Origin of the sequence: Streptomyces sp. MBT65 (assembly GCF_016612545.1) — a bacterium.
GTDB lineage: Bacteria > Actinomycetota > Actinomycetes > Streptomycetales > Streptomycetaceae > Streptomyces.
Genome location: NZ_JAENRY010000066.1, coordinates 1 through 23,420 on the forward strand (window position 1 = coordinate 1; position 23,420 = coordinate 23,420).

General features: G+C 70.4%; 19 protein-coding genes. 14 read left to right on the top strand and 5 right to left on the bottom strand.

The features are described from left to right. Positions 1–170 precede the first annotated feature (170 nt). Complete coding sequence (gene treY, locus JHN63_RS17240; protein WP_200681951.1) at positions 171–2,519, bottom strand: malto-oligosyltrehalose synthase; 2,349 nt, start codon at positions 2,517–2,519, stop codon at positions 171–173. Positions 2,520–2,593: 74 nt separating this feature from the next. Then, positions 2,594–4,711, bottom strand: coding sequence for a glycogen debranching protein GlgX (glgX, locus tag JHN63_RS17245; protein ID WP_200681952.1), 2,118 nt, complete (start codon positions 4,709–4,711; stop codon positions 2,594–2,596). A 198-nt stretch (positions 4,712–4,909) separates the two neighbouring features. Here glgX and JHN63_RS17250 point away from each other — a divergent pair, with 198 nt between their 5' ends. The 4 genes from JHN63_RS17250 to JHN63_RS17265 all read left to right on the top strand — a co-directional run bounded on the left by JHN63_RS17250 (position 4,910) and on the right by JHN63_RS17265 (position 9,321). Then, positions 4,910–5,719 carry a Tat pathway signal sequence domain protein gene (locus JHN63_RS17250; RefSeq protein ID WP_200681953.1) on the top strand — a complete coding sequence of 270 codons (810 nt, stop codon included), beginning with the start codon at positions 4,910–4,912 and terminating at the stop codon, positions 5,717–5,719. Between the two features lie 92 nt (positions 5,720–5,811). Further along, a complete protein-coding gene (locus JHN63_RS17255; protein WP_200681954.1) occupies positions 5,812–7,128 on the top strand; it encodes a copper amine oxidase in 1,317 nt (438 codons plus the stop codon). Between the two features lie 104 nt (positions 7,129–7,232). Further along, complete coding sequence (locus tag JHN63_RS17260; RefSeq protein ID WP_200681955.1) at positions 7,233–8,474, top strand: SAV2148 family HEPN domain-containing protein; 1,242 nt, start codon at positions 7,233–7,235, stop codon at positions 8,472–8,474. A 124-nt stretch (positions 8,475–8,598) separates the two neighbouring features. Continuing rightward, on the top strand, positions 8,599–9,321 hold the full coding sequence (locus JHN63_RS17265; protein ID WP_200681956.1) for a 3'-5' exonuclease: 723 nt from the start codon (positions 8,599–8,601) through the stop codon (positions 9,319–9,321). Positions 9,322–9,442: 121 nt separating this feature from the next. On the opposite strand, the gene JHN63_RS17270 is transcribed toward JHN63_RS17265, so the two are convergent. After that, the gene (locus JHN63_RS17270) at positions 9,443–10,306 is read right to left on the bottom strand and encodes a phosphotransferase enzyme family protein (RefSeq protein ID WP_200681957.1); all 864 of its coding nucleotides are present in this window, start codon (positions 10,304–10,306) and stop codon (positions 9,443–9,445) included. A gap of 171 nt (positions 10,307–10,477) precedes the next feature. On the opposite strand from JHN63_RS17270, the gene JHN63_RS17275 reads away from it, so the two are divergent. From JHN63_RS17275 to erm, 4 genes are all read left to right on the top strand, one after another. Next, positions 10,478–11,428, top strand: a complete 951-nt coding sequence (locus JHN63_RS17275) for a carbohydrate ABC transporter permease (RefSeq protein WP_200681958.1) — start codon at positions 10,478–10,480, stop codon at positions 11,426–11,428. Next, positions 11,425–12,258, top strand: a complete 834-nt coding sequence (locus JHN63_RS17280; protein WP_200681959.1) for a carbohydrate ABC transporter permease — start codon at positions 11,425–11,427, stop codon at positions 12,256–12,258. Before JHN63_RS17275 ends, JHN63_RS17280 begins: the two co-directional genes overlap by 4 nt. Further along, positions 12,258–13,541 (top strand): ABC transporter substrate-binding protein, encoded by a 1,284-nt coding sequence (locus tag JHN63_RS17285; protein ID WP_200681960.1) that lies wholly within the window; start codon positions 12,258–12,260, stop codon positions 13,539–13,541. The genes JHN63_RS17280 and JHN63_RS17285 overlap by 1 nt, the downstream gene beginning before the upstream one ends. Positions 13,542–13,822: 281 nt before the next feature. Next, positions 13,823–14,602, top strand: a complete 780-nt coding sequence (gene erm, locus JHN63_RS17290) for an ErmE/ErmH/ErmO/ErmR family 23S rRNA (adenine(2058)-N(6))-methyltransferase (protein ID WP_200681961.1) — start codon at positions 13,823–13,825, stop codon at positions 14,600–14,602. A 23-nt stretch (positions 14,603–14,625) separates the two neighbouring features. On the opposite strand, the gene JHN63_RS17295 is transcribed toward erm, so the two are convergent. Further along, a complete protein-coding gene (locus tag JHN63_RS17295) occupies positions 14,626–15,372 on the bottom strand; it encodes an SDR family oxidoreductase (RefSeq protein ID WP_200681962.1) in 747 nt (248 codons plus the stop codon). A gap of 92 nt (positions 15,373–15,464) precedes the next feature. Between JHN63_RS17295 and JHN63_RS17300 the strand changes: the two genes are divergently transcribed. Continuing rightward, positions 15,465–16,073 carry a TetR/AcrR family transcriptional regulator gene (locus tag JHN63_RS17300; protein WP_200681963.1) on the top strand — a complete coding sequence of 203 codons (609 nt, stop codon included), beginning with the start codon at positions 15,465–15,467 and terminating at the stop codon, positions 16,071–16,073. Positions 16,074–16,283: 210 nt separating this feature from the next. Here the strand turns inward: JHN63_RS17300 and JHN63_RS17305 are convergent, their stop codons facing one another. Beyond that, complete coding sequence (locus JHN63_RS17305) at positions 16,284–18,527, bottom strand: MMPL family transporter (RefSeq protein WP_200681964.1); 2,244 nt, start codon at positions 18,525–18,527, stop codon at positions 16,284–16,286. 383 nt (positions 18,528–18,910) lie between these two features. On the opposite strand from JHN63_RS17305, the gene JHN63_RS17310 reads away from it, so the two are divergent. The 5 genes from JHN63_RS17310 (at position 18,911) to JHN63_RS17330 (ending at position 23,403) form a co-directional block, all read left to right on the top strand. Then, complete coding sequence (locus JHN63_RS17310) at positions 18,911–19,456, top strand: DUF1697 domain-containing protein (protein ID WP_200681965.1); 546 nt, start codon at positions 18,911–18,913, stop codon at positions 19,454–19,456. Positions 19,457–19,502: 46 nt separating this feature from the next. Beyond that, a complete protein-coding gene (locus tag JHN63_RS17315) occupies positions 19,503–20,525 on the top strand; it encodes a ketopantoate reductase family protein (protein WP_200681966.1) in 1,023 nt (340 codons plus the stop codon). A gap of 25 nt (positions 20,526–20,550) precedes the next feature. Next, on the top strand, positions 20,551–21,153 hold the full coding sequence (locus JHN63_RS17320) for a TIGR03086 family metal-binding protein (RefSeq protein ID WP_200681967.1): 603 nt from the start codon (positions 20,551–20,553) through the stop codon (positions 21,151–21,153). A 55-nt stretch (positions 21,154–21,208) separates the two neighbouring features. Then, on the top strand, positions 21,209–21,826 hold the full coding sequence (locus JHN63_RS17325; protein WP_200681968.1) for a DsbA family protein: 618 nt from the start codon (positions 21,209–21,211) through the stop codon (positions 21,824–21,826). Between the two features lie 137 nt (positions 21,827–21,963). Next, positions 21,964–23,403 carry a hypothetical protein gene (locus JHN63_RS17330; RefSeq protein ID WP_200681969.1) on the top strand — a complete coding sequence of 480 codons (1,440 nt, stop codon included), beginning with the start codon at positions 21,964–21,966 and terminating at the stop codon, positions 23,401–23,403. Positions 23,404–23,420: the final 17 nt, after the last annotated feature.

The window sequence follows — 23,420 nt, forward strand, 5'->3', positions numbered from 1 at the left end:
ACCCCGCCCCGCTCGCCCCCGAGGCCCTGGTCGCCCGTCTCACGGCCGAACACGGTCTGCGAGCACTCCTGGCCGCCCTGCCGGGCCTGCGCCGCGCACAGGGCGCCAGGCGCATGCCCGACGACCTGGTCCACCGTTCGCCGCGGACCCTCGCGGTGCGTACCTAGTACCTACTCCGCGCGGTCCAGCAGCACGACCGGCAGCCTCCCGAAAAGCTCCGCCACGCGTGCGTGCCCCGTGAACTCCCGCTCCGGAGCCAGCACATCGACCCAACGGCCCGGCGGCAGCGGCAGCAGCGTGTCGCGCCAGCCGCCCGCCTCCGCGAGCCGCGCCGACAGCCGGGTCACCGCCGTGACCACGCTCTCCGAGCGCGCGAACGCCACACAGTGCGCCGCCGCCGGGCCCTGCGCCGTCAGCGGGGTGTACGTCGCCGCGTCGCCGAAGACCTCGGGGCGCCGGGCGCGCAGCCGCAGCGCGGCGGCCGTCAGCGCGCCCTTGTCGCCGGGGTGCGGCGGCGGGAACGGCACGGGGCGGCGGTTGTCGGGGTCCACCAGGGCCAGGTACTCGGCCTCCGTGCCCTGGTAGAGGTCCGGCACGCCCGGCATCGTCAACTGGACCAGGGCGGCGCCCAGCATGTTGGCCCGGACGTGCGGCTCCAGTGCCGTGCGCAACGCGGCCACGTGCTCGCCCGGCGGCCCGCACGGGCCCGCCGCGACGAACGCCGCCACCGCCTCCTCGTACGGCGGCTCCTGCTCGGTCCAGCTCGTGTACAGGCCCGCCTCGCGCACATGCTTCAGCAACGCCTCCTGGACCCGCTCCGCGTCCGCAGGGCCGAGCCCGAACACCGTCTGCCAGGCCGCCCACGCCAGCTGCGCGTCCGGCACTCCCGCACCCGTACGGGTCACCTCGGCCAGCACGTCCGCCCAGCGCTCCGGCACCTCGGTGAGCACCGCCAGCGCGGCCCGTACATCGGCACTGCGCTTGGTGTCGTGGGTCGACAGGACGGTGCCCATGGCGGGCCAGTCGCGCTGCACGCGCGCGCAGTACGCGTGGAAGTCCTCCGGGGACACGGCCGGATCACCCGGGTTCCCGCCCACCTCGGTCGCCGACAGCAGCGGCACATAGCGGTAGAAGGCCGTGTCCTCCACGGACTTGGCCCGCAGCGCGGACGCCGTCTGCGCGAACCGCGTCCGGAACTCGACCTGCTCGGGCCCGTCCCCGTACCGCCCCAACAGCAGCTCCCGTACGACGTCCACGGCACCCGCCTCCTCGGCGACGACGAACGCCTGCCGGGCCTCGGCCGCCGCCTCCTCGGTGACGACGGCGGCGGTGTCCCCCGAGGTGTACGGCCGGTACACCTCCAGGCGGACCAGGAGCTCCAGCACCGCGGTCCGCAGCGCCCAGGGGGCCCGGTCGCGCAGCGCGGGCTCCGGGGACGTGGCACACACGCGTGCCGCCACCCGGGTCAACCGGTCCATCTCCGCGACCAGTTCATGCGTGAGCACCTTGTACGCGGCCCGCCGAACCGTCGCCTCCCAGTGACCGCCGCGGTCCGTCTGCGGCGCCGCGAACCTCCGGTACTGGCCCAGGAGTTCACCGGCGCCCGCCGGGTCCGTGAACAGCCCGTCGACCTGCCTCAGGGCGTCGTAGCCCGTGGTGCCCGCGACGGGCCAGGACGCCGGCAGGTGCTCCCCGTCCGCGAGGATCTTCTCCACGACAGTCCAGCGGCCCCCGGTCGCCTCGTGCAGCCGCCCGAGGTAGCCGTCGGGGTCGGCGAGACCGTCCGGGTGGTCGACGCGCAGCCCGTCGACGACACCCTCGTCCAGCAGTTGCAGCATCTTCGCGTGCGTGGCGTCGAAGACCTCCGGGTCCTCGACGCGCACCCCGATCAGCTCCGAGATGCTGAAGAAACGCCGGTAGTTGAGCTCGGTACGGGCCAGCCGCCACCACACGGGCCGGTACCACTGCGCGTCCAGGAGCCGCGGCAACGGCAGCTCCCCGGTGCCCTCGCGCAGCGGGAACACATGGTCGTAGTAGCGCAGGACGTCACCGTCGACCTCCAGCGCGCCGATCTCCGCACCGACCGGACCGCCCAGCACCGGCAGCAGCACCTGCCCGCCCTGCGCCTCCCAGTCGATGTCGAACCAGCGCGCGTACGGCGACTTGGGGCCCTCCCTGAGGACCTCCCACAGGGCGTGGTTGTGGCGCGGGGCCATGGCCATGTGGTTGGGCACGATGTCCACGACCAGGCCGAGACCGTGCTCCCGCGCGGTGCGCGCGAGGGCCCGCAGGCCGTCCTCGCCGCCGAGTTCGCCCCGTACGCGCGCGTGGTCGACGACGTCGTAGCCGTGCGTCGAACCCGGAACGGACTCCAGGACGGGGGAGAGGTGCAGGTGCGAGACGCCGAGCGACGCCAGGTAGGGCACGGCCGCCGCGGCCGCCGCGAACGGGAACTCGGGCTGCAGCTGGAGCCGGTAGGTGGCCGTGGGCACTGCCGGGTCGGGTCGTTCAGGTGTCATGCAGACCTGTGTACCCGCCCGGCAGCCCTTCGTGTCATCGCCCCCGGCATCCGGTCCACCCACCAGGTGCGGTCTCAGGTGGGCCGTTGCAGCACCGTCATGCTGCGGTCCACCAGGGTGAGCCGGTCCCCGGCCTTCACCTTCGCGCCCGTGCCGGACGGCACCCCTTCGGCGCGGCCCGTGTCGACGATCACCTCCCACTGGCGGCCGTGATTGACCGGCACCACGAACTCCAGCGTCTGGGGGGAGGCGTTGAACATCATCAGGAAGGAGTCGTCGCCGATCCGTTCCCCGCGCTGACCCGGCTCCGAGATGGCGTTGCCGTTGAGGAACACCGACAGCGCGGACGCCTGCGCCGAGTCCCAGTCCCGCTGGGTCATCTCCTTGCCCTCCGGGGTGAACCAGGCGATGTCCGACAACTCGTCGTGGGTGCCCTCCACGGGCCGCCCGTGGAAGAAGCGCCGGCGCCGGAACACGGGATGCTCCTTGCGCAGCCACACCAACGCGCGCGTGAAGGCCAGCAACTGAGACGACTCGGCGCCCTCCTCGGGCCACTTCACCCAGGCCAGCTCGCTGTCCTGGCAGTACGCGTTGTTGTTGCCCCTCTGGGTGCGCGCGAACTCATCCCCGTGGCTGACCATCGGCACACCCTGGGACAGCATCAGCGTGGCCACGAAGTTGCGCATCTGGCGGGCGCGCAGCTCCAGGACGGCCGGGTCGTCGGTGTCGCCCTCGGCACCGCAGTTCCAGGACCGGTTGTGGCTCTCGCCGTCCCTGTTGTCCTCGCCGTTGGCCTGGTTGTACTTGTCGTTGTACGACACCAGGTCGTTCAGCGTGAACCCGTCGTGGCAGGTCACGAAGTTGATGGAGGCCAGGGGGCGACGACCGTCGTCCTGGTAGAGGTCGGAGGAGCCGGTCAGCCGGGACGCGAACTCCGCGAGCGCGCGCCCCTCGCCCCGCCACATGTCCCGCACGGTGTCGCGGTACTTGCCGTTCCACTCGGTCCACAGCGGCGGGAAGTTGCCCACCTGGTAGCCGCCCTCGCCGACGTCCCAGGGTTCCGCGATCAGCTTCACCTGGGAGACCACCGGGTCCTGCTGCACCAGGTCGAAGAACGACGACAGCCGGTCCACCTCGTGGAACTGCCGGGCCAGGGTGGCCGCGAGGTCGAAGCGGAAGCCGTCGACATGCATCTCGGTGACCCAGTAGCGCAGCGAGTCCATGATCAGCTGGAGCACGTGCGGGGACCGCATGAGCAGCGAGTTGCCCGTCCCCGTGGTGTCCATGTAGTAGCGGGGGTCCTCCGTCAGCCGGTAGTAGGAGGGGTTGTCGAGGCCCCTGAAGGACAGCGTCGGCCCCAGGTGGTTGCCCTCGGCGGTGTGGTTGTAGACGACGTCCAGGATGACCTCGATACCGGCCTCGTGCAGCGCCCGTACCGCCGACTTGAACTCCAGGACCTGCTGGCCGCGGTCGCCCCAGGAGGCGTACGCGTTGTGCGGGGCGAAGAAACCGATCGTGTTGTAGCCCCAGTAGTTGTTCAGCCCCATGTCGACCAGCCGGTGGTCGTTCACGAACTGGTGCACCGGCATCAGCTCCAGGGCGGTCACCCCCAGCTCCACCAGGTGCTCGATCACCGCCGGATGCGCGAGCGCCGCGTACGTGCCGCGCAGCTCGTCCGGCAGCCCCGGGTGCAGCATCGTCAGACCCTTGACGTGTGCCTCGTAGAGCACCGTCTCGTGGTAGCCGTGCCGGGGCAGCCGGTCGTCGCCCCAGTCGAAGTACGGGTTGACCACGACCGACGACATCGTGTGCGGGGCCGAGTCCAGGTCGTTGCGCTTGTCGGGGGCGTCGAAGTGGTAGCCGTACACCTCCTCGCCCCAGGCGATCGAACCGCTGACCGCCTTCGCGTACGGGTCGAGCAGCAGCTTCGCGGAGTTGCACCGCTGGCCGCGCTCGGGAGCGTACGGGCCGTGCGCGCGGAAGCCGTAGCGCTGTCCGGGCATGATGCCGGGCACGTACGCGTGCCGCACGAAAGCGTCGCTCTCGCGCAGCTCCACCGCCGTCTCCGAGCCGTCGTCGTGCAGCAGACACAGCTCTACTCGGTCCGCGGCCTCCGTAAAGACCGCGAAGTTGGTGCCGGCGCCGTCGTACGTGGCACCGAGTGGATACGCCTCTCCAGGCCAGACCTGCATGGTCACGACTCTTTCAGCCGGGCCCCGCCACCGGGGCGCCTTGGCCATGAGTCTCCCCGAAAGTGAGGGAACCACCTATGACTTACATCCCTCTTACCAAATGACCGGTGCGTACGACGTATGCCGTACGCCGAACCGAGTGGGACAGACACCACTCCCAGAGGTCCGGGGATGGACCCAGGGGGAGTAGGGGGAGATGTGCGAAGGACAGTGCACCGCCACCTGGGCAAAGTGGTGGCGGGGACGGCCATAGCGGTGGCCGGGACCGCCGTGATGGTCGCCGTCACCCTGCCGGGCACGGCGGGGGCGGACGAGTCGGGGGGCACCGGGAAGGCCGCAGGGTCCACCCAGCAGCAGGCCGCGGACGGGCTGGGCGCGGCACCCGGTGTGGTGCAACAGGCGCCGGCCGAGGGCGAGAAGGGCAAGGGCCGCGACCCGCTCACCGACGACGAGACCAAGCGCGTCGAGCAGCTCGCGGTGAACCAGCAGTTCCTCAACTCCAGTGAGAACGTGGACGGGAAGCGCGGCCCGCAGCGCCTCGACGTCCAGCTCGCCGACCCGAACCCCGACGAGCTGGACAACCCGAACGCGCCGCGCCGCGCGGACGTGACGTTCTACGACTACAAGGACGACACGGTCGTCACCAAGACCGTCAACCTCGACACCGGCAAGGTCGAACAGACCGGCACCCAGCACGGAGTGCAGCCGCCGGCGAGCCATGCCGAGGACGTCGAGGCGGCCGAGCTGCTGCTCGCGGACCCGCTGGGCGCGGGCCTGAAGGCGGACTACAAGGACGCCACCGGCAACGAACTCACGTCACCGGACCAGCTGTTGCTGACCGCCATGATCTACAAGGCCACTCCGGGACGGCAGTCCGGCGTCCTCGACCAGTGCGGCGAGCACCGCTGCGTGCGGCTGTTCCCGAAGGTCAAGAACGGGCCGTGGATCGACGCCCGTGACTTCGTCATCGACCTGAGCGCCCGCAAGGTCGGCAAGCTCACCGGCTGAGCCGATCGAGCCGTCCGCACCGATCCACGCGGACCGCGCCGTCCTTCGTCCACTGTCCCAACTTGCTTCTCCTGTAAGGGAGTCACTTCTTCATGCGTGTCAACAGAATCAGCCGTGCCCGCAGGCGGGGGGCCGTCGGGCTCGCCCTCGCCACCCTGGCCGCCGGTGCCACGGCCGGCGCGGGCCCGGCCGTCGCCCAGCCGAAGGCCGCTCCGGCCGCCGCCGCACCCGCCTGCAGCGCCGCCTACACCATCGAGCAGAAGCTCTCCACCGGCACCACCTGGCGGATGTGCTGGCACTACGAGCGCGAGGCCGGCCTCGTCCTGGAGAACATCTCCTACCAGCCGCCCGGCCAGGCCACGCCCATCAAGGTGCTCGCCGACGCCAAGCTCGCCCAGATCCACGTCCCGTACGACGACGGCAAGAACGAGTACAGCGACCTCACGCAGTACGGCTTCGGCACGGGCCTGATGAACATGGCGCCCGGCGAGTGTCCCGGCGGCACCATCAAGACCGTCAAGGTCCCCGACGCCATCGACCCGGACCACCCGAATGTCAAGGGCCTCTGCACGACGACCCGTTCACGCGGCCACGCCTTCCGCATGCAGGGCGACACCGCCAACAAGGTCTACCAGACGCAGGGCAAGGACTTCCTCGTCTACACGGTCAACCAGGTCGGCTGGTACGAGTACATCACCGAGTGGCGCTTCCAGGACGACGGCACCATCAACATGAACGTCGGTGCCACCGGCAGCCTCTCGCCCTACGACTACGACGCGGGCGACGGCCGCGGCTGGCCGCTCGGCAAGAACGCCACGGCCTACGCGACGAGCCACCAGCACGACGTCTTCTGGAAGTTGGACTTCGCCCTCGACGGCTCCTCCAAGGGCCGCATCGAGCAGTACGACTCCAAGGTCACCACGCACGGCGCCAACACCCCCACGAACAAGACCACGTTGACCAAGGTCACCAAGGAACTCGCGGGCGACGCGAAGAACATGCGCTGGTGGCGCGTCGTCAGCGCGACCGGCAAGAACAAGGACAACCACGCCCGGTCCTACGAGATAGTCCCCGGCCCCACCACCAAGTACCCGGGTCGCAGCTTCACCACGCACGACGTGTACTTCACCCAGTACAACAAGTGCGAGCAGTTCGCCAGCGACAACCTGCCCAACTGCGGTGCGGGGCACCCGAAGCAGGTCGACAAGTGGGTCAACGGCCAGACCCTCACCCAGCCCGTGGTCTGGGTGAACGTCGGCTTCCACCACATCGCCCGCGACGAGGACCAGCAGCCGATGCCGGTCCACTGGCAGGGATTCTCGATCGCCCCGCGCGACGTCACCGCCATGAATCCGCTCACTCCGGCCGCGCTCGCCAACCAGAACGGCAATGTGCTCGGCGGAAGTTGAGAAACGACCCTGTCCATCCGGCTGCACCGCCGACCGGTCCCGGAGTACCCTTCCTTGATCGTTGAGACTGGGGAGAGCTCGGGGGAGCGGAAGGCGGTGCACGGGTGGGCTCGGGAGGGCTGGAGTTGCCCCCTGGTGACGAGGGTCACGAGGGGAACTCCGCAGAAGTCCCGCCCGGCGCGGTGTCCCTGGCACGTCCGATGGACGCGGCTGGTTCCATCGGTCCGGAGCTGGACTGGGACGCCGACGCCTGGCGCGAGGTGCGTACGCGCGCCCAGCGAGCCGGCCGCGCCTACATCTGGCTGAACCTGGTCGAACAGCGGCTGCGCGCCGTCGTGGCGGCCGTACTGCGTCCCATCTACGAACCCGTCCACGGCGACGAGTGGGTGGTCGCCGCGGCCGGTCCGGCCGGCCAGGAGTGGGTGCAGCGCGCGGTCGCCGTACGCGAAGTCAGCCGCCGAAAGGGCTACTTGCTCGACCCGGCCGACGACAACGTCATCAGCTTCCTGACCCTGCCGCAGTTGCGCGAGCTGATGGTGCAGCACTGGCCGTGCTTCGAGCCGTACATCGACGAGCGCCGCGACGTCGAACTCGCCCTGGACGAGCTGGAGGTGACCCGCAATGTCGTCTCCCGCAACCGCGCCCTGTCCGAGGCCGTTCTCAACCAGGCCGAGCGGGCCTCCGCGAAGCTCCTGGAGACCCTCGGCGCCGGCAGCGACGTGCCCTCGGCGCGCCGGCTGCCCGTCGACGCGGTCGAGGAGCTGATCGGAGACCGGTTCGCGGACGTGGTCGCCGTGCACCCCGACCGGGTGCGGCTGATGCGGCAGTTCCCGGCCGAGGACATCTTCGGCGGGGCCCGCCGGGTCGACGCCATCGGCATCGGCCTCAACCTGCTGGTGCAGAACTTCTCCGGCCGCCGACTGGTCCGCCTCGCCGAGTCGGGGTGCCGGGCACGGCTGCTGTTCCTCAACCCCGCCTCCAGCGCGGTGAAGCGCCGCGAGCGTGAACTCGGCATCAAGCGGGGCGAGTTGAGCCGCGCCGTCGAGATGAACATCCTGCACATGCGGCGGGTGCGGTCCCGGCTGCGCGACCCGGGGGCCTTCGAGATCCAGGTCTTCGACGAGACGCCCCGCTTCACGGCGTACCTCGTCGACGGCGACGGCACGGACGGCATAGCCGTCGTGCAGTCCTATCTGCGCCGCAGCCGCGGCATGGAGGCACCGGTGCTGGTGCTGCGGAACGGAAGCCGACTGGTCAAGTCGGACGAAATGGATGACAGCGGTCTTTTTCCCACCTATCGTGATGAGTTCGAGCAGATGTGGGCGGATTCGAGACCGGTGTCCTGACCTGTCCCAGGGTCGGGACCCGGGGCCGCTCCGGCGGTAAGCGGAACGCGGTCATCGGATTGTCAGTGGCTCATGCGATCGTGGAGACAACTGGGGGAAAGCACCACCGAGAAGGGGGGCCGTCATGGCCTGGCACCAGGAGCTGCTCATCGGCTTCGACCTGGAGACCACGGGGACGGAGCCGCGCGAGGCGCGCATCGTCACGGGCGCGGTCATCGAGGTCAGAGGCGGACGGCCGATAGGCCGCCGGGAGTGGCTGGCCGATCCGGGCGTGGAGATCCCGGCGGACGCCGTCGCGGTGCACGGCATCACGAACGAACGGGCGATGACCGAGGGCCGCCCGGCCGACCAGGTCGCCGAGTCGATCGCCGACGTCCTCACCACGTACTGGAAGTCCGGCGTCCCGGTCGTCGCCTACAACGCGGCCTTCGACCTCACCCTGCTCTCCGCCGAGCTGCGCCGGCACGGACTGCCGTCCCTGCGCGACCGCCTGGGCGGTACCGACCCCGCCCCGGTCATCGACCCGTACACGATCGACCGTTCCGTGGACCGCTACCGCCGCGGCAAGCGCAACCTCGAAGCGGTCTGCCAGGAGTACGGCGTGGTCCTCGACTCCGCGCACGACGCCTCGGCCGACGCGCTGGCCGCCGCCCGCCTGGCCGGCGCGATAGCCGACCGCCACCCCAAGGTCGCGGCCCTGGGCCCGGCCGACCTGCACCGCCGCCAGATCGAGTGGTACGCCGAATGGGCCGCCGACTTCCAGAGCTTCCTGCGCCGCAAGGGCGACCAGGACGCGGTGATCGACGGCACATGGCCGCTCCGCGAGCTGGAGGACGAGACGGTGTGACCCCGGGGCGCCCGGTAGGGACGCGGGGCCGTATCGACATGCGGCCCCGTCGGGTGGGCGCGAGCGATCACAACGGACCCGCGGTCGCCCGAACACCCGACGCCCCCCGATCAATCGGCGCCTAGAACGGAAACCACCGCACCGTCTCGTCCCCGTCCCGCAAAGACCGCACCCGCCGCTCGAACTCGGCCAGTGCCTCGGGGTTGCTGGGGGCATGCTGCGCGACCCACGCGCAGCTGGCCGTCTCCCGGGCACCGCGCAGCACCGAGCAGCCGTCCCACTCCCGCACGTCCCAGCCGTAGGCCTCGGTGAACGAGTCGTACGCCGTGGCCGGGAAGGCGTAGCGGTCGCGGGACAGGGCCATCACCACCAGGTCGTGCTCGCGCAGATCCGCGGAGAAGGTCTCCAGATCGACCAGGACCGGCCCGTCCGGACCGACGTGCACATTGCGGGGCAGGGCGTCGCCGTGGATCGGCCCCGGCGGCAGATGAGGCGTGAGCGCGGCGGCGGCCGTCGCGAAGCCGTCGCGGCGCTCCCGCAGATAGGCCGCGTCCGCCGGGGCGATCGCGTCGCCCGCGAGCCGCAGCCAGCGCTCCACCCCGCCCAGCAGCTCACGGGGCGGGAGTTCGAAGGAGGGGGAGGGGAGGGCGTGGACGAGGCGTAGCAGTTCGGCCAAATCCCGGGGCTCGGCCGGGCGTACGGAATCGGCCAGCCGGTGCCACACCGTCACCGGGTGTCCCTCGACCAGCCGCGCCTTCGGGTCCGCGGCCCGCACCGCCGGCACGCCCGCGTCGGCCAGCCACAGCGCGACCTCCAGCTCGCGCCGGGCGCGGTCGAGGAGTTCGGCGTCGCGGCCCACCTTGACCACCAGGTCACCGGCGGCGAACACCGCGTTCTCGCCGAGGGCGAGGAGTCGCGCGTCCCGCGCCGCGCCGGGCAGTACGTCCGCCGCGGCCAGTACGTCCCGGGCCCGTGCCTCGTCCATCGTCCGCCTCCGAGTGATCCCTGTGCGTGTGCGTACGGCGTCGGGTTCCCGCCATCCGACGGCCAGTCTCGCATTCGCACAGGTGGGACGGCATGCGAGGTGCCTTGACGAGGCACACGGCGTTCACGACCATGACGGGGCCCGACCGGGCCGTGCAAAGGGGCTGATTCCATGACATCGGTGACGGGGGTATCGGCGACGGAGGTGCGAAGGCCACCGGGCCGCGCGCCCGGCCGGGGCCGACAGCGGAACGGCTCCGACCGCGCGGCCTGGTTCCTGGTGCTACCCGCGCTGATCCCGATCCTCGTGCTCAGCGTCGGCCCCCTCCTCTACGGCGTCCTGCTCGCCTTCACCGACTCCCAGTCGGGCCGCACCGCGCCCACCCGGTGGATCGGCGCCCTCAACTTCCGCGACCTGCTGCACGACACCCTCTTCTGGGAGTCGTTCCGGATCGGTCTGGTGTGGGCGATCGGGGTCACGGTCCCCCAGTTCCTGCTCGCCCTCGGGCTGGCCCTTCTCCTCAACCAGGACCTACGGCTGAGATGGCTCGCCCGCGCGCTCGCGATCGTCCCGTGGGCGATGCCCGAGGTCGTCGTCGGCATCATGTGGCGGATCGTCTACAACCCGGACGCGGGCATCCTGAACGAGACCCTCCGCGACTTCGGCCTCGGCGACGGCCGTGACTGGCTCAGCAGTCTGTCGACCGCGCTGCCCGCCGTGATCGTCGTCGGCGTCTGGGCGGGCATGCCCCAGACGACGGTCGCCCTGCTCGCCGGACTCCAGAACACCCCGCGCGAACTCCACGAGGCCGCGGCCGTCGACGGCGCCGGAGCCTGGCGCCGCTTCCGCACGGTCACCTGGCCCGCCCTCCGACCGGTGGCGCTGGCGATCACCGCGCTCAACCTGATCTGGAACTTCAACTCGTTCGCCCTGGTCTACGTCCTGACCAGCGGCGGACCCGGCGGCCGCACCCGGCTGCCGATGCTCTTCGCCTACGAAGAGGCCTTCCGCTACGGCCAGTTCGGGTACGCGGCGGCGATGGGATGCGTGATGGTCGCGGTGATCTCGGTGCTCCTCGCCGTCTTCCTCGTGGGCCGGATCAAGGGAGGAGCCGAGTCATGAGAACCAGTACCGGTGCCCGCGCCGGACAGTACGCTGCGCTGCTCGCGTATCTCGTCTTCCTCGCCTTCCCCTTCCTCTGGCTGATCTCCACGGCCTTCAAGTCCCCGCGAGAGCTGGGCAGTCTGCACCCCACCTGGATCCCACGGCACCCCACCCTCGCCAACTTCCGCCAGGCCTTCGACGAACAGCCGCTGCTGCACGCCGCGTCGAACTCCCTGCTGGCCGCGCTCGGGGCCGCGCTGATCGCCGTCGTGATCGCGACACCCATGGCGTGGGTCATGGCCCGGCGCCGGACCCTGCTCGCGCGGGCCGCCACCGGATGGGTGGTGGTCAGCCAGGCGTTCCCGTTCGTGCTGGTGATCATCCCGCTGTTCCTGGTGCTGAAGAACCTGCGGCTGATCGACTCCCTGGCCGGCCTGGTGCTGGTCTACGTGGTGTGGTCGCTGCCGTTCGCGCTGTGGATGCTCGTCGGGTATGTGCGGGCGGTACCGGTCGAGTTGGAGGAGGCGGCGGCGGTCGACGGCGCCGGGAAGCTCCGCACCCTCGTGTCCGTGACGGCACCGCTGCTCGCGCCCGGCATCGTGGCGACGGCGCTGTTCGCGTTCGTCACCGCGTGGAACGAGTTCTTCTTCGCACTGGTCCTGCTCAAGACCCCGGAGAAACAGACCCTGCCGGTGATCCTCACCCACTTCATCGGCGCGGAGGGCGTCGCCGACCTCGGCCCGCTGGCCGCCGCCGCGTTCCTCGCGACCCTGCCCTCCCTGCTCGTCTTCGCCCTGATCCAACGCCGGATCACGGGCGGCATGCTCACCGGGGCGGTGAAGAGCTGATGCGCCCGCGATGGATCCTCGCCCTCGTCGTCTGCCTGCTCCTGGCAGGCTGCACGAGCGGCGGTGGAGACGGCTCGGCGAACGGCCGGATCACCCTCCACTTCCAGTCCCTGGCCTGGCAGGACGAGTCCGTCACCGCCAACAAGGAACTGGTGAAGGAGTGGAACGCGGCCCACCCGGACGTCAAGGTCGAGTACGTACAGGGCAGTTGGGACAGCGTCCACGACCAACTGCTCACCTCCTTCGAGGGCGGTGAGGCGCCGGACATCATCCACGACGCCTCCGACGACCTCGCGGACTTCGCCTACGGCGGCTATCTCGCCGACCTCCGGGACCTGCTGCCCGCCCGGCTCAAGTCGGAGATCCCGCAGCGCAGTTGGGACACGGCGACCTTCGGGGACGGGATCTACGGCGTGCCGTTCCTCCAGGAGCCGAGGGTGATCGTCGCGAACGCGACCTGGCTGAAGAAGGCGGGCGTACGCATCCCGACCCCCGAACACCCTTGGAGCTGGCCGGAGTTCAGGGACATCACCGCACAGCTCAGCGGGAACGGAAAATTCGGTGTGGCCTGGCCCCTCAAGGAACCGGTGTCCGCCACGCTCAACCTGTCGCTGTCGACGGGCGGTGAACTGTTCCATCGGGGCACGGACGGCAAGGTGACCGTCCGTTTCGGCGCGGCCGACCAGGTCGTGCCGCGCACGATCCACGACCAGGCGGACGTGGACCACAGCGCCTCGCCGACCACCCTGGGCAGTGGCGGCTCGGACACCCTGCCCGGGTTCTTCGGCGGGAAGTACGCGATGGTCCCGCTCGGCTTCTCCTACCGCCAGCAGATCGTGCAGCAGGCGCCGAAGGGCTTCGACTGGCAGGTGCTGCCCGCCCCGGCCGGCGCCGACGGGCTCACCCAGGGCGTCAGCCCGCAGACCCTGTCCATCGCCGAGGACAGCCCGCACAAGAAGGAGGCCGCCGAGTTCATCGACTTCCTGCTCCAGCCCAGGAACATGGTCCGCCTGGCCCTCGGCGACTGGATGCTCCCCACCGGCACCCGGGCACTCAGGGACCCCGCCCTCCATACGACCAAGGACGACTGGGCGACCGGTACCGCACTCGCCGACCACCTCGTCTCCGCACCCGCGCAGTCCGTACGGGGCTACCCGGAGTGGAAGGACAAGGTGGCGACGCCGGCCCTCCAGGAGTACTACAGCGGCGCGATCACCCTGGCCGACCTGCGCCAACGCCTGGAGAAGGACGGCAACTTGGTGCTGGCGAGATATCAACGCTGATGAGGTGACGCCTTAAATCCCGTTGCCCCACCCCACCCGAACCCCCTAGCGTTCCCCCCATGTCAGCCGCGAACGCGATCACGAACTCCGGTCTCGGCCGGAGCTGCACGTATGCGATCCGCATGCGCCGCGGCCCCGGTGCCCTGACCGGCCCGGGCGCTCACGCCCGCTGACACCTCCGCCGACTCGACGCTCGTTCGGTCCGCGGTTCTCGCTCTGCTCTTCCGGTCGGGGCCTTCGTCTGCCCGTATGCCCTTCACGGAAGACAAGGACCGCAGGCCATGGCCCGCCCCACCCCCGTTTCCCGCGCGCTCTCGCAGAACTTCCTCGCCGACCGCGCCACCGCCGAGTACGTCGCCCGCCTGGCCGTCCCGCACGGACGGCAGCTTCCCCTCCTCCTCGAAGTGGGCGCCGGAAAGGGCGCGTTGACCGCACGGCTCGCACCCCACTGCCGCGAACTCCACGCCCACGAGATCGACCCCCGACTCGTACCGAGGCTCCGCACCCGCTTCTCCGGCACACCCCAAGTGCGGGTCGTCGCCGGGGACTTCATGGACACCCGGCCCCCGCGGACCCCGTTCTCCGTCGCCGGGAACGTGCCCTTCTCCCGCACCGCCGACATCGTCGACTGGTGCCTGCGCGCCCCCGCCCTCACCGACGCCACCCTGCTCACCCAACTCGAGTACGCCCGCAAACGCACTGGGGACTACGGGAGTTGGACCCTGCTGACGGTCCGCGGCTGGCCCCGGTACGAGTGGCGGCTGGTCGGGCGGGTCGACCGGCGCCGGTTCAGTCCCGTGCCACGCGTCGACGCCGGGATCGTACGGATCGAGCGGCGCCGGACGCCGTTGCTCGAACCGCCCGCGCTGGCCGGTTGGCGGCACCTCGTCGAGCTGGGCTTCTCGGGGGTGGGCGGCTCGCTGCACGCCTCCCTGCGCCGGGCCCACCCGAGGCGACGCGTGGACGCCGCGTTCCGTGCCGCGCGCCTCGACCCGCACGTCCTCGTCGGCGAGGTGTCCCCGGACCACTGGCTGCGGCTGCACAGGGAGCTCACGTCGTAGTCGGGCGAGGTCGCGCGGCGGGGTCAGAAGCGGTTCTCGCCGCCGTCGACATACAGGGTGCTGCCGAGCATGAAGCTGCTGTCGGCCGAGGCGAGGAAGACCACGGCCGCGGCGACCTCCTCCGGTCGTCCCATCCGGCCGATCGGTACTCCCGTCGCGAGGTCCGCCTTGACGGCGGCCGCGTTCTCCTCGCCGACGGCGGTGTCGATTCCCGGGGTGTCGATCGCGCCCGGCGCGACCATGTTGACCCGAATGCCCCTGCCCTTCAGCTCGTTGGCCAGGGTCCGCCCGAGGGACCGGACCGCGGCCTTCGACGCCGAGTACAGGCCGAAGGTCTCCCAGCCGTCGTCGGCGCGGATGGAGTCGTTCAGGATGACCGAGGCGCCGTCGTTGAGCAGGGGCAGCGCCTTCTGCACGGTGAGCAGGGTGCCCTGGACGTTGACGCCGAAGATCCGGTCGAACTGTTCCTGGGTGGCCTCCGCCAGCGGTGCGAACGTGGCCACGCCCGCGTTGGCGAACAGCACGTCCAGACCCCGGCCCCGGTCGCGGATCGCGTCGTAGAGCCGGTCCACGTCGGCCGGCTCGGATATGTCGCCCGGAACCGCGGTGACCGCGGGACCGATCGAGGCGGCGGCCTCTTCGAGCGCGTCCTTGCGCCGGCCGGTGATGAACACGTGGGCACCCTCGGACGCCAGCCGCGCGGCGGTGGCCAGGCCGATCCCGGTGCCGCCGCCGGTGACGACGGCGGTCTTGCCTTCCAGCTGTCCCATTGCCTGATCTCCTCAAACTTAGATACCGATCGGTGCAGAAGTGGACTGTAGCACTTCTGCACCGATCGGTATCGAGGAGGTAGGATGGCGCGGTGGAGATCACCCGGAAAGCGCCGATCGGCCGGCCGAGAGGCTTCGACGCCGACGAGGCCCTGGAGCAGGCCATGAGGGTCTTCTGGGAACAGGGCTACGAAGGCGCCAGCCTGACCGACCTGACCAGCGCCATGGGCATCACCCGCAAGAGCATGTACGCGGCCTTCGGCAACAAGGAGGAGCTGTTCCGCAAGGCCCTGGAGCGCTACACGCAAGGCCCGGCCGCCTACGCGGCCCGCGCGCTGGAGGAGCCGAGCGCCCGGGAAGTGGCCACGGCGTTCCTCGCCGGCGCGGTCCGGACGACCACCCGCCCCGACTGCCCCGCCGGATGCCTCGGTGTGCAGGGCTCACTGGCTGCCGGCGAATCCGGGCGGGCCGCCCAGGAGGCCCTGATCGCCTGGCGCGACGACGGCCGCGCCGACCTCCGCCTCCGCTTCCGACGGGCTGTCGACGAGGGCGACCTGCCCCCGGACGCGGACCCGGAACTGCTCGCCCGCTACCTCATGACCGTGGGGAACGGCATCGCCGTCCAGGCCGCCGGCGGCGCCACCCGTTCCGAACTCCAGCGGGTGGCCGACGCGGCCCTGCGGAACTGGCCACCGACCTGAGAGGGTTCCGGCCCGGGCGCAGAACCGGCCGCGGCAATGGTCGCGACGGAGACGACGGCCGCCGGCATTCCGAACACCCCGGTGGCTCGGTGGTGAACGTCGACTTCGGGCTCGGACGAAGGAAAGGCCCACCGGGTCCGGACAGGCCGGACCCGGTGGGCCTTTCCTTCGTGTACGCCGGGAGACCAACAAGCCTCCGGTCAGGGGCAGTTACACCCGAACCCGCTCACCCTCGCCCGCCACCGCGGGCGCGAGCTCCTCCGCGGACTCGTCGTGGGTGAGGTCGGGCAGGCGGTGGAGCCACTTCGGGAAGTACCAGTTGCGCTCGCCGAGCAGCGCCATCACCGCGGGGAGCAGGACACCCCGGATGACCGTCGCGTCGATGAGGACCGCCGCCGCGAGGCCGACGCCCATCTGCTTCATCGACTGCATGGACAGCGTGCCGAAGATCGCGAAGACGGCGACCATGATGACGGCCGCACTGGTGACGACGCCCGCCGTGGTGACGACGCCGTGCTGGATCGCCTCCTGTGTCGTACGGCCGCGCAGCCGGGCCTCGCGGATCCGGGAGACGACGAACACGTGGTAGTCCATCGACAGCCCGAACAGGATCACGAAGAGGAACAGTGGCAGCCAGGTGACGATGGCGCCGACGCCCTCCGCGCCCACCAGCGAGGCACCCCAGCCGTGTTGGAACACGGCGACGAGGATGCCGTAAGCGGCGCCCACCGAAAGGAGGTTGAGGGCGATCGAGGTGATCGCGACCGTGAGCGAGCGGAACGAGAGCAGCATCAGCAGGAAGGCGAAGACCACGACGAAGGCGAAGACCGGGACGACCGAGCCGAGGAGCTGGTCGTTGAAGTCCTTTGATCCCGCGACGTTTCCGGTGATCGGTGCCTGGACGCCGTCGACCTTGCCGAGGGTCGCGGGGCGTACCTCGTCGCGCAGCTTCTCCAGGCTCTTCGCCGCCTTGTCCTGGTCGGAGCCGCCGACGAGCGGGACGTAGACGAAGGCGACGTTCTGCGCGTCGTGCAGCTTGATGTCGACCGGGCCGCGCGAGGCACCCGAACTGACCGCCTGCGCCTTGAAGTCGGCCAACGCCTGCTTGACCTCGGGCGAGTTGATGTCCTTCGCCCTGACGACCACCTCGGCCGGATCGGAGCCGCCCGGGAAGGCGTCGTTGACCCGGTTGTAGGTCCCCACGATCGGGAGGGAGTTGCCGAACTCCTGGTCCAGGGTGAGGTTCTCGGTCTTCATGCCGACCGCCGGAGCGGCGATCGCGAGCAGCGCCCCGGCCGCGACGAGCACGGAGACGAGCGGCTTGGCGAGCACGCCCTTCAGGACGGCGGTCCAGAACCGGCTCTCGCCGTTGCCCCGGCGGCTGCGCCGGCGCAGGAACGGTATGCGGCCCTTCTCGACCCGCTCGCCCAACAGCGAGAGCAGCGCGGGCAGTACGGTCACCGAGCCGACCATGGCGACCGCGACGACCATCAGCGAGGCCAGGCCCATCGCCTCGAACTCGGCGAGCCCGGTGAACAGCATGCCCGCCATCGCCACGCACACCGTGACACCGGAGACGATGATGGCGCGGCCGCTGGTCGCGGCGGCGATCCGCAGCGCGGCCCCGGCGTCCCGGCCGGCCTCGCGCTCCTCGCGTTCACGGCGCAGATAGAACAGGCAGTAGTCGACACCGACGGCCAACCCCACCAGCAGCATCACGGAGTTGGCGGTGTCGCTCATCGGCTGGACATGGCTGACGATGCCCATCAGACCCATCGTCGCGATGATCGCGGTGAGGGCCAGCGCCACCGGCAGCAGCGCCGCGACCAGCGCGCCGAAGGCGATGAGGAGGATGCCGAGGGCCACGGGGACCGCGGAGTACTCGGCCTTCTTGAAGTCGTTGCCGAACGCGTCCTTGTACTGCTTCGCCATGCTCGCGCTGCCGATCTCCTCGATCCGCAGCGAGTCATGGTCCTTCTGCACCCCGGCGACGGCCTTCAGCACCGGCCCCACCCGGTCACCGGCGGTGTCCGCGTCGCCCCGCATGTCGAACTGGACGAGCGCGCTCCGCCCGTCCTTCGAGATCGTCCTCGTGTCGTACGGCGAGGTGACGTCCGTGACCCGGCCGGTCCCCTCGACGGCCTTGACGAGGGCGGTCACCGCGCTGCGGAACTCGCTGTCGGTGGAGGTGACCGACGCGTCCTTCGACTGGATCAGGACGGTCTCCCCGGCCGGTTCCTTGATCCCCGCGTCGTCGATGATCGTGGCGGCGGTGTGCGTCTCGCCCTTGAGCTGATCGCTCTCGTCGACGTCCACCCGGCCCGCCGCCGAACCGATTCCCATCGCCAGCACCACGAACAGCACCCAGATGCCGACCGCGGCCCACCGATGCCGGGCGCTCCAGCCGCCGGCCCGGGCGGCGATGCCCCGCACCCGTGAATCTGCGTTCCCCATGACGGGCCTGCCCCCTTGTGCACGGTGACAGCCCCCTGCCGCCACCTCATGGTTCGAAGGTATGCGCGGAATAAGAACATCCCCTCGTGCTGACCGGTGAGGTCCAGGTCGCGCGGCTCCTCCGCGCGGACCCCGGGCCCTCACCACTGGGGAGGACGGCGGCCCCTTACATCTATCCGGGCGGCTCGGGGGTGGTGATCAGGGTGACCGGGAGCGCGGGGTGTCCGATGCGTAGGCCGAGGTCCGCTTTGTTATTACGAAACCTTGTTGAACAAGTCACAGGTGTATGCAGGTGTTGATCCCGACCTGCCTTGTCCGACAGAGTTTCCGAAGCCGTCGTGCCCACCCCCCACGGGGCACGAAGGCCGCTTTATGGTGTGCGGATGACGACGTATGCGGCGCTGTTGCGCGGGATCAACGTGGGCGGCAACAAGAAGCTCCCGATGGCCGAGCTGCGCACGCTCCTCGAAGGCCTGGGACACGACGACGTCCGCACCTACCTGCAGAGCGGCCAGGCCGTGTTCGCGAGCGGCCACGGCGACGAGGAGTCCCTCGCGACGGAACTCGCGCAGGCCATCGAGCAGCGGTTCGGCTTCACGGTCGACGTCATCGTCCGCGACCACGCCTACCTGAGCGCGATCGTCGACAACTGCCCTTTCCCGGCAGTCGAGTTGGAGGCCAAGCAGCTCCACGTCACCTACTTCTCGGCACCGCCCGGCGAAGCCCGCTTCACGGAACTCGACCAAGCCGCTTATCTTCCCGAGGAGTTCCGCCTCGGCGACCGCGCCCTGTACCTCTACGCCCCCAACGGCCTCGGCCGCTCCAAGCTCGCCGTGGAACTGTCCCGGCCGCGCCTCAGCAAAGGCCTGATCGCCACCACCCGCAACTGGAACACCGTGGTCAAACTGGTGGAGCTGACCGGCAGTTGAGATCCGTCCTGGAGGGAGAGATCGACTCTGTGCGAGGCTCGTCCCCATGCGCTACATCATCATCGGAGCAGGTGCGGTCGGCGGGGCCATCGGTGGTCGGCTGGCCGGGGCGGGGTGCGAGGTCGTGCTGGTCGCGCGGGGTGCGCAGCGAGCGGCGCTGGCCGAGCACGGGCTGCGGCTCAAGGTGCCGGACGGGGAGTCGGCGTATCGGCTGCCGGTCGTCGAAGGGCCCGCGGAACTGGGCGGGTTGAGGGCCGACGACGTGCTCGTGCTGGCCGTCAAGACACAGGACAGCGAGGCCGCGCTGGCGCTCTGGGGCCCGGCGCCGGTCACCGGCGGCGGCAGCGCCGCCGAGCGACTGCCCATCGTCTGCGCGCAGAACGGTGTGGAGAGCCAGCGCCTCGCACTGCGCCGCTTCCGGCGGGTCTACGGCGTCTGCGTCTGGCTGCCCGCGACCTTCGTCGAACCGGGTGTCGTCGCCGCCGAGGGCACCCCGCTCACCGGCATCCTGCACCTCGGCCGCGTCCCGCACGGCACGGACGAGACCGCCAGGCTGATCGCCGCCGACCTGGAGAAGGCGCGGTTCGAGGCGCCGGTCGTGCCGGACGTGACGCGCTGGCAGTACGCCAAGCTGCTCAGCAACCTCGTCAACTCGATCGAGGCCGTCGCCGGGCCGCTCGGCAGCGAGGCGAGCCTGGAGTTCTACGGGCGGGTGCGGGCCGAGGGCGTGGCCGTGCTCGACGCGGCCGGGATCGCGTACACGAGCGACGAGGAGGGGAAGGAGGCGCGCGGCGACAGGATCCGGCTCGTCGAGATCGACGGCGTCCCGCGCGGCGGCGGCTCCTCCTGGCAGTCCCTGAACCGGGGCGCCGGCACCATCGAGGCCGACTACCTCAACGGCGAGATCGCGCTGCTGGGGCGGCTGCACGGCGTCCCGACCCCGCTCAACGACCTGCTGCAACGGCTCGCGAACACCTTCGCGCGCGAGCACAGGGCACCCGGTTCCATGCCGTTCGACGAGCTGCTCCGGCTCGCCGACGAGGCTGTCGCGTTTGTTCAAGAGTCCTGACCGCGCGCTCCCTAGCGTGGGAGACATGAGCAATCACGACCTGCACCCGTACATGATCGAATGCGCCGCCGAGGCGGCCCGTGTCGCGCGCGGTGTCAGCGAGGCCCGGCTCGACGACCCCACGCACTGTCCCGACTGGGACGTCCGCGCGATGGTCAACCACTGGGTCCTCTACACCTCGCACGGCCTGGAGCACCGAGCCCTGCGCAAGCAGCTCTCCGAGGAGCTGACCGCGCGCGACTTCACCGCCGATCCCGACTGGGCGGAGGCCTACGCCGCCCAACTGGACCGGGCCGTCGCCGCCTGGGCCGACCCGGCGGTGTGGGAGGGCGAGGTCGACCTCGGCATGGCGAAGATGCCGGCCGACGAACTCGCCTCGATGATCATCAAGGAGCTGGCCGTCCACGGCTGGGACGTCGCCACGGCCACCGGCCAGGAGTACCGCGTCTCGGAAGGCGCCGCGCGCCTCGTCCTCGACGTGGTCGAGAAGCACGGCGACCTCTACCGCCAGTACGACGGCTTCGCCGACCCGGTACCGGTACCGGACGACGCCCCCGTCTTCGACCGCGCCCTCGCGTCCAGCGGACGGGACCCACGGCAGACGGCCATGAGCAAAGTGGACCAGTGAGAAATCGTCCGATTGGGTCGAGCACTCAGCCCAATCGGTGACTAGCGTTCTCCGTATGAGTGACGACACCCCGGTCCGCGTCGACTTCTACTTCGACCCCGCCTGTCCCTTCGCCTGGATCACCTCCCGCTGGCTGCTGGAGGTCGAGCGCGAGCGCCCGCTCGACCTCCGCTTCCACGCGATGAGCCTCCACCTCCACAACATCGGCAACGAACTACCCGGCTGGTACCGGGAGTTGGTCGACAAGTCCATCGGCCCGGTGCGCGTCGCCGTGGCCGCCGCGGAACAGCGGGGCGACGAGGTCCTGCGGGACCTGTACACGGCCTTCGGCGTCCGCATCCACGAGCGGGGTTACGACGACTTCGACGCGGTGGTCACCGAGTCCCTCGCCGAACTCGGACTCCCCGCCGAACTGGCCGCCGCCGCCCACGATCCGTCGCACGACGACGCCGTGCGCCGCAGCCATGAGGCGGGCGTCGAGAAGGAATCGGGCGGCTATGTGGGGACGCCGACCCTGCACGTCGACGGAACGGTGTGGTTCGGTCCCGTGCTGCGGGCGATTCCGCGCGGACCGAAAGCTGCCGAACTCTTCGACAGCTTCCGGGTGTTGGCCACCCACCCCGACCTCTTCGAACTGAAGCGGACCCGTACCGGGGGACTGTCCTTCGACTGATTGCCCGCGCACTCGCTTAACTCCGGGACAAAACAGGCTTGTTGTCCCTAGGGTTGAGTGCGCTGGCTCGGACGGAAGGGCAGGTCACAGTGGCGGGCAGAGTCCTACCGTCGTTACCGCAGTACCGCAAGGACGGGGTGACGCGACGACTGTGCGCGTCGGTCCATCTCGACGAGGGGTTCGCCCGCGAGGTCGACGAGGAACTCACCGGGGACCGGTTCAACGCCCTGGGCCTCACACTCGGCATCAACCTGGTCGCGCTCGCCCGGCACGCCCGCGCCGCCCTGCTGCGCCGCGCGGCCCTGGACCGCCAACTCGCCTGGCTCAGCGCCGCGTTCGGCACCTCGCTGCTGGTGGCGGTCTGGGGACTCGCGAACGGCCTCGGCTCGGTCGCCCTGGTGGGTGTCTACGGCCCCGTCATCGTCCTCGGCGCCTCGTGGTGGCTGGTCCACCGCACGGAGGCCCAGGCCCGCGACGCGGCGCAGGAGGTGTTCCGCAACCCCGACAAGGTGGAGAAGCTGGCCCCACCGGTGGACGCGGCGGCGGAGACCTGGCTCCAGGAGCACTCGAACAAGCGGGCCAACGTGCTGCCGTACGCCGACGCGGCGGCCCTCACCAATCCGTTCGTCGGCAGCGGCAGAAAGATCAAGGAAGTCGTCTGGCAGCCGATCGACGTCAGCAAGCCGGCCGACGCTCCGCAGGGCGGCAAGCTCACCATCCGCCCCTTCGACGCCGTCGAGCTCCACACCTATGTGGCCAAGGAGATGGAGAGCCTCTCCGGACTGGACGGACTGCGGACCAAGAACCGGCTCTACGTCATCGGCAGCAACGCCTACATGCTTCCGGAACTGCTGCCCGACCGCACCGCGCGCCCGCTGCCGAAGATCCCCAGCCAGCTGGTGCAGGCGGGCGTGCAGAGTCCGGGTGCGGGCATGCGGACGCATCTGTGCCTGGAGCGGGTCGGCGACGGCGGGCGGATCATCGTCTCCATGTACCTGCGGGCGATCCTCAGCGGACCGAGCCTCACCTGGGAGGTCGCCGCCTACGCGATCCCACCGCTGGGCGGGCGCTTCCATCTCGTGGACCACTTGCCCGTGACCCCGTCCAAGCGCTGGTGGAGCCTGGTCCGGTACGCCAACGCGCGTACCTGGCCCGAACTCCGGGGAGCCGTCGGACGGTTGCGGGCGCTGCGCAGAGCGCGGCGGAGCCGCGAGAAGTTCATGGCGGAGCGGCGGCGGGAGATCCTGGACCACCACGTCGTCCAGGACGTCGGTGCGACCGACAGCCTGCGCGAACGGATCGGGGACTGGGGCGAGGCGGGCTACGCCGAACGCATCGACTCGCAGGACTTCCTCTTCAGACTCCAGGGCGGCGTCCTCGTCGCCACCGAGAAGTTCCTCAAGGACCACAACGTCGACACGAGTTCCTTCGACAAGGCGCAGGCCAACATCAGCACGCAGACCTACAACATCTCCGGGGACATCCACAACAGCGCCGTGGGCAACCAGGGCCACGTCACCAACAACGGGCCGCAAGGCCAAGGGTCTTCGGGCCAGAGCGGGGCACCACAGCCCTGAACACGAACGGGGAGCGG

Bases quoted from the DNA above. Each gene is read 5' to 3' on its own strand.
- treY (WP_200681951.1), bottom strand. From the start codon at position 2,519: ATGACACCTGAACGACCCGACCCGGCAGTGCCCACGGCCACCTACCGG.
- glgX (WP_200681952.1), bottom strand. From the start codon at position 4,711: ATGCAGGTCTGGCCTGGAGAGGCGTATCCACTCGGTGCCACGTACGAC.
- JHN63_RS17255 (WP_200681954.1), top strand. From the start codon at position 5,812: ATGCGTGTCAACAGAATCAGCCGTGCCCGCAGGCGGGGGGCCGTCGGG.
- JHN63_RS17265 (WP_200681956.1), top strand. From the start codon at position 8,599: ATGGCCTGGCACCAGGAGCTGCTCATCGGCTTCGACCTGGAGACCACG.
- JHN63_RS17270 (WP_200681957.1), bottom strand. From the start codon at position 10,306: ATGGACGAGGCACGGGCCCGGGACGTACTGGCCGCGGCGGACGTACTG.
- JHN63_RS17275 (WP_200681958.1), top strand. From the start codon at position 10,478: ATGACATCGGTGACGGGGGTATCGGCGACGGAGGTGCGAAGGCCACCG.
- JHN63_RS17280 (WP_200681959.1), top strand. From the start codon at position 11,425: ATGAGAACCAGTACCGGTGCCCGCGCCGGACAGTACGCTGCGCTGCTC.
- JHN63_RS17285 (WP_200681960.1), top strand. From the start codon at position 12,258: ATGCGCCCGCGATGGATCCTCGCCCTCGTCGTCTGCCTGCTCCTGGCA.
- erm (WP_200681961.1), top strand. From the start codon at position 13,823: ATGGCCCGCCCCACCCCCGTTTCCCGCGCGCTCTCGCAGAACTTCCTC.
- JHN63_RS17295 (WP_200681962.1), bottom strand. From the start codon at position 15,372: ATGGGACAGCTGGAAGGCAAGACCGCCGTCGTCACCGGCGGCGGCACC.
- JHN63_RS17305 (WP_200681964.1), bottom strand. From the start codon at position 18,527: ATGGGGAACGCAGATTCACGGGTGCGGGGCATCGCCGCCCGGGCCGGC.
- JHN63_RS17310 (WP_200681965.1), top strand. From the start codon at position 18,911: ATGACGACGTATGCGGCGCTGTTGCGCGGGATCAACGTGGGCGGCAAC.
- JHN63_RS17315 (WP_200681966.1), top strand. From the start codon at position 19,503: ATGCGCTACATCATCATCGGAGCAGGTGCGGTCGGCGGGGCCATCGGT.
- JHN63_RS17320 (WP_200681967.1), top strand. From the start codon at position 20,551: ATGAGCAATCACGACCTGCACCCGTACATGATCGAATGCGCCGCCGAG.
- JHN63_RS17325 (WP_200681968.1), top strand. From the start codon at position 21,209: ATGAGTGACGACACCCCGGTCCGCGTCGACTTCTACTTCGACCCCGCC.